Origin of the sequence: Cohnella massiliensis, assembly GCF_900169535.1 — a bacterium.
GTDB lineage: Bacteria > Bacillota > Bacilli > Paenibacillales > Paenibacillaceae > Cohnella > Cohnella algarum.
Window position 1 is genome coordinate 1 of the sequence record NZ_LT821242.1, and the last position, 14,807, is coordinate 14,807.

At 56.2% G+C, this 14,807-nt stretch carries 15 protein-coding genes; 9 read left to right on the forward strand and 6 right to left on the reverse strand.

Going from position 1 to position 14,807, the window contains the following annotated elements:
• The first annotated feature begins 324 nt into the window (after positions 1–324).
• Together B7E11_RS28635 and B7E11_RS00440 are read left to right on the forward strand one after the other, a co-directional pair.
• A complete protein-coding gene (locus B7E11_RS28635; RefSeq protein ID WP_139787018.1) occupies positions 325–717 on the forward strand; it encodes a hypothetical protein in 393 nt (130 codons plus the stop codon).
• 483 nt (positions 718–1,200) lie between these two features.
• The gene (locus B7E11_RS00440; protein ID WP_080831688.1) at positions 1,201–1,458 is read left to right on the forward strand and encodes a zinc-binding dehydrogenase; all 258 of its coding nucleotides are present in this window, start codon (positions 1,201–1,203) and stop codon (positions 1,456–1,458) included.
• A gap of 179 nt (positions 1,459–1,637) precedes the next feature.
• Here B7E11_RS00440 and B7E11_RS00445 read toward each other — a convergent pair whose 3' ends face one another.
• Together B7E11_RS00445 and B7E11_RS00450 are read right to left on the reverse strand one after the other, a co-directional pair.
• Positions 1,638–2,414, reverse strand: coding sequence for a hypothetical protein (locus B7E11_RS00445; protein WP_080831689.1), 777 nt, complete (start codon positions 2,412–2,414; stop codon positions 1,638–1,640).
• Entirely contained in the window at positions 2,401–2,931 is a 531-nt protein-coding gene (locus tag B7E11_RS00450) for an RNA polymerase sigma factor (protein WP_245809586.1), read from the reverse strand. The genes B7E11_RS00445 and B7E11_RS00450 overlap by 14 nt, the downstream gene beginning before the upstream one ends.
• 205 nt (positions 2,932–3,136) lie before the next feature.
• Here B7E11_RS00450 and B7E11_RS00455 point away from each other — a divergent pair, with 205 nt between their 5' ends.
• The 4 genes from B7E11_RS00455 to B7E11_RS00470 all read left to right on the forward strand — a co-directional run bounded on the left by B7E11_RS00455 (position 3,137) and on the right by B7E11_RS00470 (position 7,625).
• Positions 3,137–3,829, forward strand: a complete 693-nt coding sequence (locus B7E11_RS00455) for a response regulator transcription factor (protein ID WP_080831691.1) — start codon at positions 3,137–3,139, stop codon at positions 3,827–3,829.
• Positions 3,826–4,830 (forward strand): sensor histidine kinase, encoded by a 1,005-nt coding sequence (locus B7E11_RS00460; RefSeq protein ID WP_080831692.1) that lies wholly within the window; start codon positions 3,826–3,828, stop codon positions 4,828–4,830. The genes B7E11_RS00455 and B7E11_RS00460 overlap by 4 nt, the downstream gene beginning before the upstream one ends.
• A 99-nt stretch (positions 4,831–4,929) precedes the next feature.
• Positions 4,930–5,688: an ABC transporter ATP-binding protein gene (locus B7E11_RS00465; protein WP_080831693.1), complete on the forward strand. Its 759-nt coding sequence runs from the start codon at positions 4,930–4,932 to the stop codon at positions 5,686–5,688.
• On the forward strand, positions 5,685–7,625 hold the full coding sequence (locus B7E11_RS00470; RefSeq protein ID WP_080831694.1) for an ABC transporter permease: 1,941 nt from the start codon (positions 5,685–5,687) through the stop codon (positions 7,623–7,625). The genes B7E11_RS00465 and B7E11_RS00470 overlap by 4 nt, the downstream gene beginning before the upstream one ends.
• 244 nt (positions 7,626–7,869) lie before the next feature.
• On the opposite strand, the gene B7E11_RS00475 is transcribed toward B7E11_RS00470, so the two are convergent.
• Positions 7,870–9,438 carry an IS1182 family transposase gene (locus B7E11_RS00475; protein ID WP_080831695.1) on the reverse strand — a complete coding sequence of 523 codons (1,569 nt, stop codon included), beginning with the start codon at positions 9,436–9,438 and terminating at the stop codon, positions 7,870–7,872.
• Positions 9,439–9,587: 149 nt separating this feature from the next.
• Between B7E11_RS00475 and B7E11_RS00480 the strand changes: the two genes are divergently transcribed.
• The 3 genes from B7E11_RS00480 to B7E11_RS00490 all read left to right on the forward strand — a co-directional run bounded on the left by B7E11_RS00480 (position 9,588) and on the right by B7E11_RS00490 (position 12,610).
• A complete protein-coding gene (locus B7E11_RS00480; RefSeq protein WP_080831696.1) occupies positions 9,588–9,878 on the forward strand; it encodes a transposase in 291 nt (96 codons plus the stop codon).
• Between the two features lie 23 nt (positions 9,879–9,901).
• Complete coding sequence (locus tag B7E11_RS00485) at positions 9,902–10,762, forward strand: IS3 family transposase (RefSeq protein WP_139787019.1); 861 nt, start codon at positions 9,902–9,904, stop codon at positions 10,760–10,762.
• A gap of 684 nt (positions 10,763–11,446) precedes the next feature.
• Complete coding sequence (locus B7E11_RS00490; protein ID WP_080831698.1) at positions 11,447–12,610, forward strand: glycerate kinase; 1,164 nt, start codon at positions 11,447–11,449, stop codon at positions 12,608–12,610.
• Between the two features lie 80 nt (positions 12,611–12,690).
• Here B7E11_RS00490 and B7E11_RS00495 read toward each other — a convergent pair whose 3' ends face one another.
• The 3 genes from B7E11_RS00495 to hisB form a co-directional block, all read right to left on the reverse strand.
• Positions 12,691–12,966 (reverse strand): hypothetical protein, encoded by a 276-nt coding sequence (locus tag B7E11_RS00495; RefSeq protein ID WP_139787020.1) that lies wholly within the window; start codon positions 12,964–12,966, stop codon positions 12,691–12,693.
• 174 nt (positions 12,967–13,140) lie between these two features.
• Positions 13,141–14,118 (reverse strand): C-terminal binding protein, encoded by a 978-nt coding sequence (locus B7E11_RS00500; RefSeq protein WP_080831700.1) that lies wholly within the window; start codon positions 14,116–14,118, stop codon positions 13,141–13,143.
• Between the two features lie 28 nt (positions 14,119–14,146).
• On the reverse strand, positions 14,147–14,746 hold the full coding sequence (hisB, locus tag B7E11_RS00505) for an imidazoleglycerol-phosphate dehydratase HisB (RefSeq protein ID WP_080831701.1): 600 nt from the start codon (positions 14,744–14,746) through the stop codon (positions 14,147–14,149).
• Between the last annotated feature and the right edge of the window lie 61 nt (positions 14,747–14,807).

Sequence of the window (14,807 nt, forward strand, 5' to 3'; positions counted from 1 at the left end):
CAAGCGTGTCATCCAGGGAGAATTATCGTGATTCTCCCTTTTCCTTAAACATCAGGGGACAGATTGACCATCACCAGCAGGACAACTTACACCGTCAACTGGCGGGCATTATGCGTTGGCAGTAACAATAACACCATCGAAAGATCATTGAATTTTAATAGTGTTACGATAAAAACCAAAATTAGACATATCACAACAATGTCAGACATAAAAAACGAAAAATAAGTAAAATTTACTTATGGAAATTAGATACTTTTTATTATTTTTTTGGAAAAAATTTAACTAAAATTGTTTGTATTACACATGGGAGGAGTTGTGAGACTTATGAGAAAAATGGTTTTAGGAGTCTTTGCATTACTTCTGTTTGCCTCCGCTACGTTTGCTATTGTATCTCCAAAGAAGGTTACTGCATCAATTATTCCAGTTATCATGCTGTACGAAAAAGCCAAAAATGATGGGGATCCTTCACCTCTCGGGCATAGCGAAGAAACAGAAGAAAGCAGCCTTCCGATTCAAGGAGAAGGTAATTTTACTTCGAAGGACTTAGTGAAAGACGGGAAAGTTATTCAACGAAGATATTATGGTGCAGGAGGCAAAGCCGAAGTGGATATTGATTATACCGATCATGGCAATCCTAAAGAACATCCCAAAGTTCCCCATCGTCATAATTGGAACTGGCCAGAAGGTGGCTCTCCGTATCGGGGACCGGCTTATTAGGAGCCATAAGCACCTTTCCTTTTATGGAAAGGTGCTTATAATTGGTAATTAAAAGTAAAGGTAGGGATCAGACTATGAGCTATACAATCCAGGATCTTGAAAGAGATCTTGTACAAGGGAGAGAAATTGAGTTTATATATAATAATTGTCAATACTCTATTACCCGAATAAAAAAAGGGTGGTCACTATCAAAATTCTATGATGAATCGAGCATCCAAAATTTTAGTACACATGTCGATCTGCTTAGTCATGCCCGCATTGAAGAACAATTGTTGGTGACTATCCTCAATAAAATCGAGATATCGGCCATCTTTTGATAGGTGGCTACAGCCTTCGTATCTAGGCAATATCGACTCCAACTCGAAGCAACGTTCGCTTTCGTCAATGTTCGGCCCGGCATATGTTTAGTCCGGCATCCACAGGTCGACTTATGCTTGTAACCGTTTAGACATTAGTAGAGTTCCTCTGGGCAGCGCCGGGCTTATGGCCGCGGCGGAGCTGGTCAAGGACAAGAACCGCATCGGCACGATTTACGCTTTCGAATCCTATCGGGAGCTTGGCATCCGCTGGATGACCAGCCAGCGCTCCGCCGCCCGGCTCGCCGAGCTCGTCGATCTCTATGCAAAGGGCAAGCTTCGCCTTCACGTCCGGAAGACGCTTCCGCTCGCGCAGGCGGCCAGCGCCCATCGCGAGGTCGAATCCCGCCGCGGCCCCGGCAAGGTCGTGCTGCTCGTGCCCTAGCGTCGGAGCCGGCCGGCGCCTGAGGCTCGCGGCGCTAAAATCCAGCATAGGCTTCCCAACGCGCCGGTTCCCGGGCATGCCCGGGAACTTCCCCCAAAAAAAGAACCTTCAGGAATGAATTTCCGACCTGACGGCTCTTTTGCGTTTCGCGAACTTTGCACGCAAGCCTGCTCATCGCTTCACTCGAACTCCGCCGCGTCGGCGACGACCTCGCTCCGGTCGTTCAGCCCCTCGAGCCTGTACCCCTGGCGCGAATACGGAACGAACACGGACCAGTATCGGTTGCCGTCCGCTCCTGCCGCAATCTCCGCGTCATGTACGGCGCCCGTTTCCCATTCGACCGCACGCACCCTCGAGATTTGGGGATCGAACAGCATGCCGACGGATACGAGCTGGCCCCCCTTGCCAAAGTTCCCCGAAAAAATCCGTTCTTCGGGCGCCTCTCCGTTCTCGAACAAGACGGAGAAGGCAACGCTCCCTTGGGGCTTGTCGGCATCCGTTTCTTTTTCTCCACCCTCGTAGAAGTCCGCGACCAGCCGGACCGATCGATGCTCCTTGTAAGCGTACGTTTCCCTTTTGAAAACGATGGCTTTTTCCTCCGTGCGAACGGTGCGAAGAACCTCGACGACAGGGGGGCCGAGCTCGTCCGGCATCCCCGTTTGAACGCTCGGATGATCGACCGAAGACTCCGCCGGGGACAGCAGCGTTTCGCGATCCGCCCGATCGCTTATCCAACGGTCATTCGCCAGCAAGGCGACCGCGATCAGCACGACTCCCGCCATCGCTGCAAGAACCGCTCCCCCCGACGCAAACTTACGTTTCGATTCGAGGCTCCCCTTCGCGCGGATCCGATGCGCATCTTCCCGAATCCGCCCGGCGATCCGCTCGGTGAACATGCCGGTTCTGAACGGCTCCTTCTTCAGATCTTCGTACCACTCCGGATCAGACCGGTTCATAAACCGATTCCTCCTTGAGCATCTTGGATAGTTTTTTTCTTGCCGAGAAAAGCCGGGATTTGACCGTCCCTTCCGGAATGCCGAGGACATGGGCGATTTCGTGCAGCGGCATCTGGTGCTTGACGTGCAGCAGAAGCGCTTCGCGATGCTTGTCGGGCAGTTTGAACAAACATGCCCAAACGGCATTCACGACTTCGCGCTCCATAAACGTCTGCTCCGCCGAACGCTCGCTCCCTTTCCGGGCGATCAAGTCCACCAGCAGCACTTTGCGGATAAAGGCGGCATTGCGGTGATTCAGGCTGATGTTTCGCGTAATTTTCAGCAACCAGGTTTTCACGGACGATTCTCCCCGGAACTCGTGCACTTGACGGTATGCGCGAAGAAACGTTTCCTGCGCGACATCGTCCGCCATCGCCCTGTTTTTCGTAATCAGGAATGCGAAATTCCATACGTCTTGTCCGTAGGCGGCCATCGTTTCCTCCAGCCACTCCGCGTTAGCTTGCTTCAGGTATTTCACGTAATCGTCGCCTATGTCGCCCACCCCCCTTACCATTATAGACAATCGTAAAGCGCCCCGGGTTCACGCCGTCCCGGAATTTCCGCGCCTCGTCCGATCCCCCGGGCAATGTTCCTCAGCCTTCTTGCTTTTTCGGCTTCTGGCGCGGGCCGGACTTTTCCGATACACTGAACATGCCAAAAACCATCATGCGGGGTGACCCCCTTTGTTCAAAATCATGCTGATCGAAGACGACCTGACGCTGTTCCGGGAAGTGAAGGAGCGGCTTACGCAATGGTCCTACGACGTTTTCGGCGTCGAGGATTTCGGCAAGGTGCTGCAGGAGTTTACCGCAATCCAGCCCCATCTGGTCATTATCGATATCCAGCTGCCGAAATTCGACGGCTTCCATTGGTGCCGGATGATCCGCTCCCATTCCAACGTGCCGATCATCTTCCTGTCCTCGCGGGATCACCCGACCGACATGGTGATGTCCATGCAGCTCGGCGCGGACGACTTCGTGCAGAAGCCGTTCCATTTCGACGTGCTGATCGCCAAAATCCAGGCCACGCTGCGGCGCGTTTACGATTACGGCACCGATCGGGTCGAGCTTCGAACCTGGCGGGGCGCCGCGGTCGAGTACGTCCGCAATACCGTAACGAACGGCGAGGGCGCGGTCGAGCTGACGAAAAACGAAATGCTCATTTTAAAAACGCTCGTCGAACGCAAAAACAAGATCGTCGACCGGGAAGAACTGATGAGGAGCTTGTGGGACAACGAGCAATTCGTCAGCGACAATACGCTGACCGTCAACGTCAACCGGCTGCGCAAAAAGCTCGAGGCGATCGGCCTGGCCGCTCACATCGAAACGAAAGTCGGCCAGGGCTACATGGCCACGGAAGAGGCGGACGCCCCATGATCGGGATATTTATCCGGGAGCGCCGCAGTTGGATCGCCATGTTCGTTGCGCTCCAGCTGCTTGTTCTGTTCGTCGCGGTTCTCGACCCCTCGGTCCCGATCGCGTCGCTGCTCTACGTCATCCTGCTGTCATCCCTTCTGTTCGCGGGATTTCTGTTCGCGCGTTATCACAGGGAGACGCGGTTTTACAAAAGTCTGGACGCCTGGGACGACACGTGCGATCCGGGCGACCTGGCGGAACCCGCCGGCCCGTTCGAGCGCATGACGCTGGACAAGCTGATGGAACAGAGCGAGCGATACAAGCGCGACTCGTCGATGCGTCAAATCGAGCATGAAGAGGAAAAGGACGACCTGCTGTCCTGGATCCACGAAGTGAAAACGCCGCTAACCGCGATGCAGCTGATCGTCGACCGTCTCGACGACGAAAAGGCGAAGTCCCGGCTCATGTACGAATGGCTCCGCATCCATTTGCTGCTGGACCAGCAGCTTCACCGGGAGCGGATTCCGTTCATGGAAAACGATTTGTTTATCGAACGGACCGAACTTGCCCCGGTCGTCCATCAGGAAATCCGGATGCTGAAATCCTGGTGCATGCAAAAAGGAATCGGCTTCGACGTGTCCCTGCCGGCTGCCGAAGCGCTCACGGATGCCAAATGGCTGGGCTTCATCCTCCGGCAGCTTCTGACGAACGCCGTCAAGTACAGCGAAGCGTCCGACATTATCGTCGAAAGCGAACGGGAGGACGGCCGCGTCCGCCTTCGCGTCCGCGATTTCGGGCGCGGCATCGACGCGAAGGATATGCCCCGCATTTTCGACAAAGGGTTTACGTCGACGTCTCTGCACCAGGACGCCGCCTCGACCGGGATGGGGCTCTATCTGGCCCGCAAGGCCGCCGACGCCCTGCAGATCCGCATCGAGGCGGAGTCGGCGCCCGGCGCGGGAACGACGTTCACGCTGACGTTCCCGCGCCAGAACGATTTCGCAAGGGTAACGGGCATGTGACGATAATGTCACATGCTTTCGTTATTTGTTCGGCGATTCGAAGGAAACGGGGAGGAGATCCGGTTATGATAAAGGCATAACAGACAGGAGTGATCTTTTGTGAACGCCATATTGGAAGCAAGCAAAATTTATAAAAGCTACGGCAACAAATTCAACCGCCAGGAGGTGCTGAAGGGCATCGACCTGCAGGTGGACAAAGGCGAATTCGTCGGCATCATGGGCCCGTCCGGCTCGGGCAAGACGACGCTGCTGAACGTGCTGTCCTCCATCGACAAGGTCAGTCTCGGCAGCATCAAGATCGAAGGCAAAACGTTTACGGAAATGAAAGAGAAGGAGCTTGCCGAGTTCCGGAAACGGCACTTGGGCTTTATTTTTCAGGATTACAATCTGCTCGACACGCTCACGGTCAAAGAAAACGTGCTGCTGCCGCTGTCGATCCAGAACGTTCCGAAAAAAGAAGCCGACGCCAAATTCCAGCGGATCGCGACGGATCTCGGCATCTTCGAGCTGAAGGACAAATATCCGAACGAAATATCCGGCGGCCAGAAGCAGCGCACGTCGGCCGCCCGCGCCTTCATTCACGACCCCGGCATCATTTTCGCGGACGAGCCGACGGGGGCGCTCGATTCGAAATCGGCTTCCGACCTGTTGAACAAATTGAGCGAGCTGAACCGGAAAATTCAGTCGACCATCGTCATGGTCACGCACGATCCCGTAGCCGCCAGCTTTTGCAGCAGGGTCGTTTTCATAAAAGACGGACAAATCTACACGCAGCTGATCAAAGGAGAGGAAACCCGGCAGGACTTCTTTAACGGCATTATGAGGACGCAAGGCGTGTTGGGCGGTGTGCAGGAATGAGCCTCTACGGATTGATCTGGCGCAATTTGAAAAAAAATCTGAAAAATTATTATTTGTACGTCTTCGCCCTGATCTTCAGCGTCATGCTGTATTTCTCGTTCGTTACCCTTCTGTTCGATCCGGCGCTGGACCCGTACGAGGGATCGGTCAAAGGAGGCGCGGCCCTTCGGGCGGCCTCGGTGCTGCTCGTGGCGATCGTCACCGTCTTCGTGCTTTACGCCAACAATATTTTCATCAAGCGGCGCAGCAAGGAAATCGGCTTGTTCCAATTGATCGGGCTGACGAAAGGGAAAATTTTCCGGATTTTAAGCAGCGAAAACGGGATCATCTATTACGGCTCCCTGCTGCTCGGCATTTTGTTCGGCTTTTCCATTTCGCGTCTCATCCTGATGATCCTGTTCAAAATCGTCGGCGCGGAGGCCGAGGCCAAGCTGAACTTCTCGACCGACGCGCTCATTCAGACCGTCGCCGTGTTTACGGCCATCTATGTTTTGATCATGGTCATGAATTTCATGTTTATCGCGCGGCAAAGCATTCTGTCGCTCTTCCGCGTCGTTTCGACCGCCCAGACCCGGGTGAAAAAGCTGTCCTTCTTCGAGATTCTGATCGGCCTGCTCGGCATCGGGGCGATCGGGGCGGGATACTACGTATCGACCAAGCTGTTCGGCGGCGATTTCGTCACGTTGACCGAGCTGTATTTGGCCATGGTCTCCATTCTGGGGTCGGTCATCGTCGGCACGTATTTGCTGTATAAAGGCTCGGTCAGCTTCGTTTTCAACCTGATCCGCAAAAGCAAAGGCGGGTACCTATCCGTCAAAGGCGTGCTGTCGCTGTCGTCGATCATGTTCCGGATGAAATCCAACGCGCTGCTGCTTACCGTCATTACGACGGTATCGGCGCTCGCGATCGGGCTGCTCTCGCTCAGCTATATCTCGTATTATTCGGCGGAAAAATCGGCCCGGCAAAGCGTTCCGAACCACTTCGCCATCCTGGATGAAGCCGGGTTCGCCGAATTTGCCGCGGCTCTGGCGGAAGCCGGCATCGAATATGAGGAAGTTCGCCGGGACGCGGTCATCGCCGAAACGAACGCGGCCGACCTGATCGGCTCGAGCTTCCTGACGGGGCAGCAGGACGAAACGGCCGTGTTCCCGGTCGTCAGCGAACGTTCCTTGCCGGGACTCGACGTCGAGCCGGACAAGGTGCTGCTCGCGGGCTACAACGACGCCATGATGCAGTTCTTGTCGTTAAAAAGCTCCGGAACGATTGGCATACAAGGGAATTCGGAGACGTTCGAGCTGGACATCGACGGATTGCGAAAAGACCCCGTCCTGTCGATATATTTTACGGCCAGCATGCCGACGGCGGTCGTCGATCATGCGGTTTACGAGCGTCTGGCGGCCGATCCGAAACCGGAGCTGCAATTGCAATACTCGACGTATCTCGGTATCGACATCGTCGACTCTGCCGAGCTGGGCAGGGCCAACGAGGCGTTCCACCGTCTGGACGGTTCCGGCGATTCTTACCGGGAATCGCAGCCGGATCTGGCCGCGAACCAGAAAAGCAGCATGGGCCTCATGATGTTTATCGTCGGCTTCCTCGGATTGACGTTCCTGATAACGTCCGGCTGCATCCTGTACTTCAAGCAAATGGACGAAAGCGAAGAGGAGCGTCCGAGCTATACGATCTTGCGCAAGCTCGGCTTTACCCGGCAAGATCTGCTGGGCGGCATCCGGATCAAGCAGCTGTTCAACTTCGGCATTCCGCTCGCGGTCGGCTTGGCCCACAGCTATTTCGCCGTCAAATCCGGCTGGTTCTTCTTCGGTACCGAGCTGTGGGCGCCGATGGTTCTGGTCATGCTCTTGTATACGGCGCTCTACTCCGTGTTCGGGCTGTTGTCCGTTCTCTATTCGAAACGGGTGATCAAGGAGTCGCTGTGATTGAAAGACGGGAGAAACCGATGCGTTCGCGCGAAGGGCGAGACAGCCGAATATCTCCGGGTGCGGGGGATGCGGGCTTGGCGAACGATACCGACGGCGGACGGCGGACGGCGAACCCCTTCCATTAGCGCCGTCTTGCCCGGCTTCGTTCGATTTAGCGGCGCGCAATAGAGGCTGTCCCAAAAGTAAACTCTGGGACACCTTTAGTAGCAAAATAGGATGGCATTCGGAATAAACGAAGGAGCTAAGCGGCCTGTTGTCGCTTAGCTCCTTCGTTTTTGGCGTCCACCGCTGCTTTCTTGAGCAGATTGTGGGCAAGCGAAAGCCACCCGACCTCCAGACTTACTTTGGGTAAGCCTCGAAGCAGGAACCTTTTAAAGCCTCGGTTGTTTTTCATATCGCCAAACACAGGTTCCGGCTCGATCATGCGCCTTACGGCCAGGGCATACCCTTCTTCACTGCGGAGCTTTTCCCTGGCCTGTTTCTTTAGCCGCCAATACTTCATGCTCACTCTGATCTCGCGATCACCTTGGGCTTTTGTACACTGCGGCTTTAGCGGACAGTCCTCACAGCCAGCGCTTCGGTAATGTCGATATTCGATTTCATACCCACTTTCCGTTTTCTCCTGGCTCACTCGGCGGAAATGGAGCGTTTGTCCGGCCGCACATGTCCATGTATCTTGTTCGCTGTTATAAGTCCAGTTGTCGATCTTGCTGATGTCCTTTTGCCATGCCTTGCTCTTTTCGCGGTGATATGTGCTGTACTTCACAATGGCTTCGACTTCATTTTGCTCCAAGTAGTCGTAATTTTCTTCACCGCCATAGCCCGCATCGGCGATAACGGTGCTTGGCAGCTTGCCGAGCTGCGATTTTATCTTCTCCAGATGCGGGATGAGACAGCGCGTATCGGTCGGCCGCTGGTGCAGACTGTAACCGACAATGAATTGATTTTCAGTGCCGATCTGAACATTGTAGCCTGGCTTCAGTTGGCCGTTTCGCATGTGGTCTTCTTTCATCCGCATAAACGTGGCGTCAGGGTCTGTTTTGCTGTAGCTGTTTCTCGTGCCTAAAATCGCTTCCTGCGTCTCATACTTTTGAAGGCGAGGAAGCAAGTCCTTGCGGAGCGTGCGCACTGCCTTCTTCAGCGGCTTGTCCTTTGGTTTCTCCTGCAGACGCTCCTCCAATTGTTTGACAGCTTGCTCCAGCTTTTCGCCGGTGATGGAAGAGGACTCGCCCAGCTCGAGAAGATCCTTGCCGTCGTGCGTTCCTTCATCTTGCTTCTCGGCTTCCTCTATAGCGGCAAATAAGGTCTGCACTTTCTCTTGGAGCTTGGCTTTATGCTTCACGACCGCTTTTCCCCAAACAAAGGTGTACCGGTTGGCATTCGCTTCGATCTTCGTGCCGTCCACAAAGTAATGCTCGAGCTGCACGTAGTTCTCCTCAGCCAGAAACTGAAGAACGGCGGTAAACACCGTCTCCAGAACCGTTTTCATCCGCTCCGAACGAAACCGGTTGATGGTGCGAAAGTCCGGCCGTTGTCTGCCTGCGATCCACATGAACATGATGTTTTCGCGGACAGCTTTGGCGATTTGACGAGAGGAGTAGATGCGCTGCGTGTAGGCGTAAATGATGACTTTAGTGAGCATTTTAGGATGGTAGCTGTCTCGTCCGCCTCCGGGGTAAGCCGCGTCGAAGATGGCGTCGTCGAGACGATTGACGGCGGCGTTGACCACGCGAACGAGGTGATTGGCGGGAATGTCCTCTTCTAAATCCATTGGTAAACAGAGTTGATCCATGGTATATTGAATGTACAAAGAAACCGTCTCCTTTTGGTTTATGGTTGGGTGGTACCTCCATTTTACCAGAGAGTGGTTTCTTTTTGTTTGGAGTGCTACGATAAAAATGCAGTCGAAAAACACCCTCGTATGAAATAAAATGAAAGCTGACGAGGGGACGAGGGACAATGAATCGGTACGACAAAGCATTCAAAGAAGAAGCAGTAAGGCTGAGCGATGAGATCGGAACAAAGAACGCCGCCGAGCAATTAGGGGTTGCCTACTATACCTTGCAGGGGTGGAGAAAGCAAAGAACCTTGCACGGCGACGGAGCGCATATCGGGAGCGGACGGGCTTATGCATCTGCCGATAAAACTGCGCGTGAAATCGAATTAGAAAGAGAAATAGGCGAGTTGCGCCGCGCGAATGAAATTCTCAAGGACGCACTCGGTTTTTTCGCAAAAGACCGGAAGCGGTAAAGGCATGCCAGCTCTATGCTTACATCCGCGAACGACGGGATCGATGGACCGTCAAGAAGATGTGCGATGTACTTGCTATCAGCGAATCGGGCTTTTATCGTAGCCTGAAGCCCACTCCCAAACAGGAGCGGCAGCAACGCCTTCTGGTCAATATCAAAGAAATCATCGGAGAACATGAAGACAACAGCAATTACGGTGTCCAGCGTATTCTACTGGCGCTGTCACAAATAGATATCAAGACCAGCTACAGCACCGTCTATCGAATCATGAAGAAACACGGCCTGCTGAAGAAAGCCAAGCGTCATCCAAATGGCATTACACGCGAGGATGCCGCAGCTCAAAAGAGCGAGAACCTGATCCAGGGAGACTTCAGAGCCTCAGCCCCCAACCAAAAGTGGTTATCGGATATCACCGAAGTCCCTTGTTCAGACGGCAAGCTCTATCTGTCCGCTGTACTGGATTGTTTCAACGGAGAGATTGTGGGTCTCGCCATGGACGACAACATGCGCAAAGAGCTCTGCATCCAAGCCTTTGAGAACGCCTGTAAAACAAGAAATGCTCGCGGAATGATTTATCACAGCGATCGTGGCAGCCAATTCACAAGCCATGCTTTCCGGGAGAGTTTGGCTAGACGTGGCGCCATTCAAAGCATGAGCGGCACGGGGCGTTGCTATGATAACGCAAGGATGGAAAGCTTTTTTGCTACGCTAAAGAAAGAGAAGCTATACAAGATCAACACGGAGCGCTATCCGATGGCCTATATTAAATCAATCATCTTCAGATATATCATGGTTTACTACAACAGACGGCGGATCTACACCTCTAATCCAGGGGGCTGGCCTCCATCTATTTATCGCGAAAGAATGCTGTCACAAGCAGCTTAGTAACGGGAGTTCTGTATGAGGGTGTTTTCAAACTGCACTTTTTTTGACAACTCCAGTTTGACGATTATAAAAAAGAGGGTCGCCCCTCAGTCATTTAGGATGACTTCTGGGACACCCTCATTCTCCGGCTATCGTCAGGTTCTCTCTCAAGTAGTGCACGGGGTGCACTACTTTTGCGTCTTTGCCGCCGGATTTCCTCCATGTAGTGCACAGGGTACACCACTTTGGCGTCTCTGCCGCCGGATTTCCTCCATGTAGTGCACGGGGTACACCACTTTGGCGTCTTTGCCGCCGGATTTCCTCCATGTAGTGCACGGGGTACACCACTTTGGCGTCTTTGCCGCCGGATTTCCTCCATGTAGCGCACGGGGTGCACCACTTTGGCGTCTTTGCCGCCGGATTTCCTCCATGTAGCGCACGGGGTACACCACTTTGGCGTCTTTGCCGCCGGATTTCCTCCATGTGGTACACGGGGTACACCACTTTGGCGTCTTTGCCGCCGGATTTCCTCCATGTGGTGCACGGGGTACATCACTTGCGCGTCTCTGCCGCGAGCATCCACCTTAAGCGCCTTTAAAATTACGCCCGCTATATGAAGACGCGCCAAAGAGGATATCTTACTACAGGGCGAAGAATGGTAATATAACGGTAACGATACATCCGAACACGAGGTGGAAAATCGCCATGAAAATTGTCGTCGCTCCGGATTCTTACAAAGGCAGCCTGTCGTCGGAGGAGATTTGCCGGATCGTCGCCAGGGCGGTCGCGGACGAATTTCCCGGGGCGGAGGTCGTAAGCGTTCCCATGGCCGATGGCGGCGAGGGCACGGTCGCCGCCATCGCTTCCGCCACCGGCGGGCGCCTGGTTCCCGCAACCGTGACGGGACCTTTGGGCGAACGGGCGGAAGCGTTGTGGGCGATCGCCGGAGACGGCCGGACGGCCGTCTTGGAGACGGCGAATACCGCCGGGCTCACGATGGTGCCGGAGCGGCGGCGGGATCCGCTTCGCGCCACGTCCGCCGGGCTCGGCGAAGCGCTGCTCGCCGCGCTGGATGCCGGCATGCGGCGGATCGTGATCGGGCTCGGCGGGAGCGCGGTCAACGACGGCGGGATGGGCTTTTTGGGGGCGCTTGGCGCAACCTTTCGCGACGCAGAAGGAAAGGCGCTTCGGGGGTGCGGCGGCGAGCTTAAGAACGTCCGAAGCGCGGATTTCGCCGGGCTGGATCCGCGGCTTGCCGAGTGCGAGCTGATAGCCGCATCCGACGTGCGGAATCCGCTGACCGGCGCAAACGGTGCGACCGCTGTGTTCGGCCCGCAGAAAGGGGTTCGCCCCGAGGACGTGCCGAAGCTGGACGCGGCCATGGCGAACTACGCGGATGCGGTCGAACTTGCGCTGGATGTTCGGGTCAGGAACGAGCCCGGGAGCGGCGCGGCCGGCGGCCTCGGCTTCGCGCTGCGCGCGATCGGAGCCGCCGTCCGGTCCGGGGCCGAAATCGTGGCGGAGGCGGTCGGGCTGGAAGAGAAGCTGCGCGGCGCCGACTGGGCCGTCACCGGCGAAGGGCGGAGCGACGGGCAGACGCTGCAGGGCAAGCTGCCGAGCTTTGTTTCCGAAGCGGCCCACCGTGCCGGCGTGCCGTGCCTCCTCCTGTCTGGAAGCATCGGCGAGCCGTCTGGCGAGCTGCGCAAGCGGTTTGACGGCTGCTTCTCGATCGTGAACGGGCCTGCCGATCTGAAAACCTGCCTGCGGGAAGCGGAGCCAAATCTGTACCGGACGGCCGGAGAGATCATGAAAATCATCCGAGCGTGCGCGAGAACCGGCAAGTCGTCGGGGGCCGGTTCGGCTTTCTGACCCGCTCCCGCCGCGAAGTTTCATGCGCTTCGGCTTCGGGAACGGGTAAGGGAGCCTTTATCGCAGCAAAAAGGCCCCGCTCAGGGGCCGACCTTTTGAATCCTCGAAGGATTGTTGATTTTGTATGGTACCGGGTACATGGTCAATTTTGGGGTGATCATCTTCGCTTCGAACGTCAGTTGGCCTTCTTCGGCCAGCACGATTTCCGGAGCGACGATCGCCACCGCTTCGTACGCGATCACTTCTCCGTCATTACCGGGAAAATAGTCCGGCACCGACATAGCATGCCGAATTCCGCCCCGGAAGGGTAGAGCATCCCCGTTCAGCAGCGTGAATTCGGTCGTCTCTACCTCCACCGTGCCGTGCTCGCGCGCCAGGCGCAGTTCCGCGCCGCATACTGCGGAAGCTGCGGGTTGGAAGGCGGTCTCCGCCGCCGTTCCGCCTGAACAACCTCTACGCTAAGCCATCCTTGCCGGAAACCTCCCGTTCGATCCGGCTCGTTGGATCCGCCTCCTCTCCTCCGCAAACTCTCATGCCGGACGATTGAGCGAATTGGCCGGCTCCTTGCCCGCGGCCGCTTCGATGACGATTTGGCACGTCCGCCGCTTCAACTCTAGCACCGATTCGACGGACACGTAGGACGAATGCGGCGTTACCAGCGTCTGCTCCAGCCCGATCAGCGGGTGGTTCGGTCGCGGGGGTTCCTCCGTCAGCACGTCCAGACCGGCTCCAGCCAGATGGCCCTCCACCAGCAGCCTGCGCAAATCCGCCTCCCGCACGACGCCTCCGCGGCACGTGTTCACCAGAATCGCTCCCCGCGGCATCGTCTTCATCCGCTTGTACGTCAGCAGTTCCTTCGTCTCCGGCGTCAGCGGCACGTGCAGGCTCAGAATGTCCGAACGTTGCAGCAGTTCCTCGAACGAGAGCGGTTCGACGCCGTAAGCGGCGAAAACGCCGCTTTCCACATAGGCGTCATGCGCGACGATCCTGACGCCGAAGCCCTTCAGCTTCTCGGCCACCCTGCGGGAGATGCGTCCGAAGCCGAGCAGGCCGACCGTCCGATCCCTGAACCGATAGATCGGCAGCGTGTCGAGCGGATCCCAGTCCCCGGCGCGAACCTGGTTGTGGTAGGCAACAAGCCGCTTGGACAGGGCGAGCATCAGCGCCACCGCATGATCCGACACCTCCTCAAGGCAATAATCCGGAACGTTCGCGACGATGATGCCTTGCCGGGTCGCCGCCTCCAGATCGACGTGGTTAAAGCCGACCCCCGAGACGGCGATCGATTTGCAGCAGCTCAGCCGCCCGATCAGCTCCGCCCCGCACGGGAAGCCGACCTGCGCGACGACGCCGTCCGCATGAGGCGCGTACAGCGCCGTATCCTCGGCCAGCGTCCCGGAGGTCGTCACCTTGACCTCGAACCCGTTAGCCTCGTATATGGCTTTTTCCACCGAATGATCGGTCCATTCGTCATCCAAAATCCAGACCAGCTTTTTGCCGTTCAGCATTGCAGGTTCCCCCTTGTTGTCCCGTTGGTCAGAGCAAGCCTTTGGTGGAAGGAACGTCCGTCCGCCCCGGCTCGCGGCTTGCCGCTTCGTTCAGCGCCCGTCCGAGCGCCTTGAACACCGCCTCGATCATATGATGCGTATTGCGCCCGTAATGGACGATGACATGCAGCGCGATGCGCCCTTCGGCCGCCAGCTTCGCCAGAAATTCGTGCACGAGCTCCGTCTGGAAGCGGCCCGTTTCCCGGGACGGATAGGCGGCGCGGTATTCGAGATGCGGGCGGTTGCTGACGTCGACGACGACCTGGGCAAGCGTCTCGTCCATCGGAACGAACGCGTTGCCATAGCGCCGAATGCCCCGTTTGTCGCCGAGCGCCTCCAGCAGGCAGCCGCCCAGCACGATCGCAATGTCCTCCACCGTATGATGGTCGTCGATCTCCGTGTCCCCGTTCGCCCGAACCGACAGATCGAACCTTCCGTGAACCGCGAACAGGTGCAGCATATGGTCCAGAAACGGAACGCCGGATTCGATGTCGCAGGCGCCCTCCCCGTCCAGGTTGAACGCGACCGATACGTCGGTCTCTCCCGTCTGCCTGCGGCGGGAGGCTTCCCTTGCTCTCGCATCGCTCAATTCGAATCTCTCCCTTATGGTTGATTGCCGGATGAAAACGCAAAAAAAGAAAGCCTAAAGG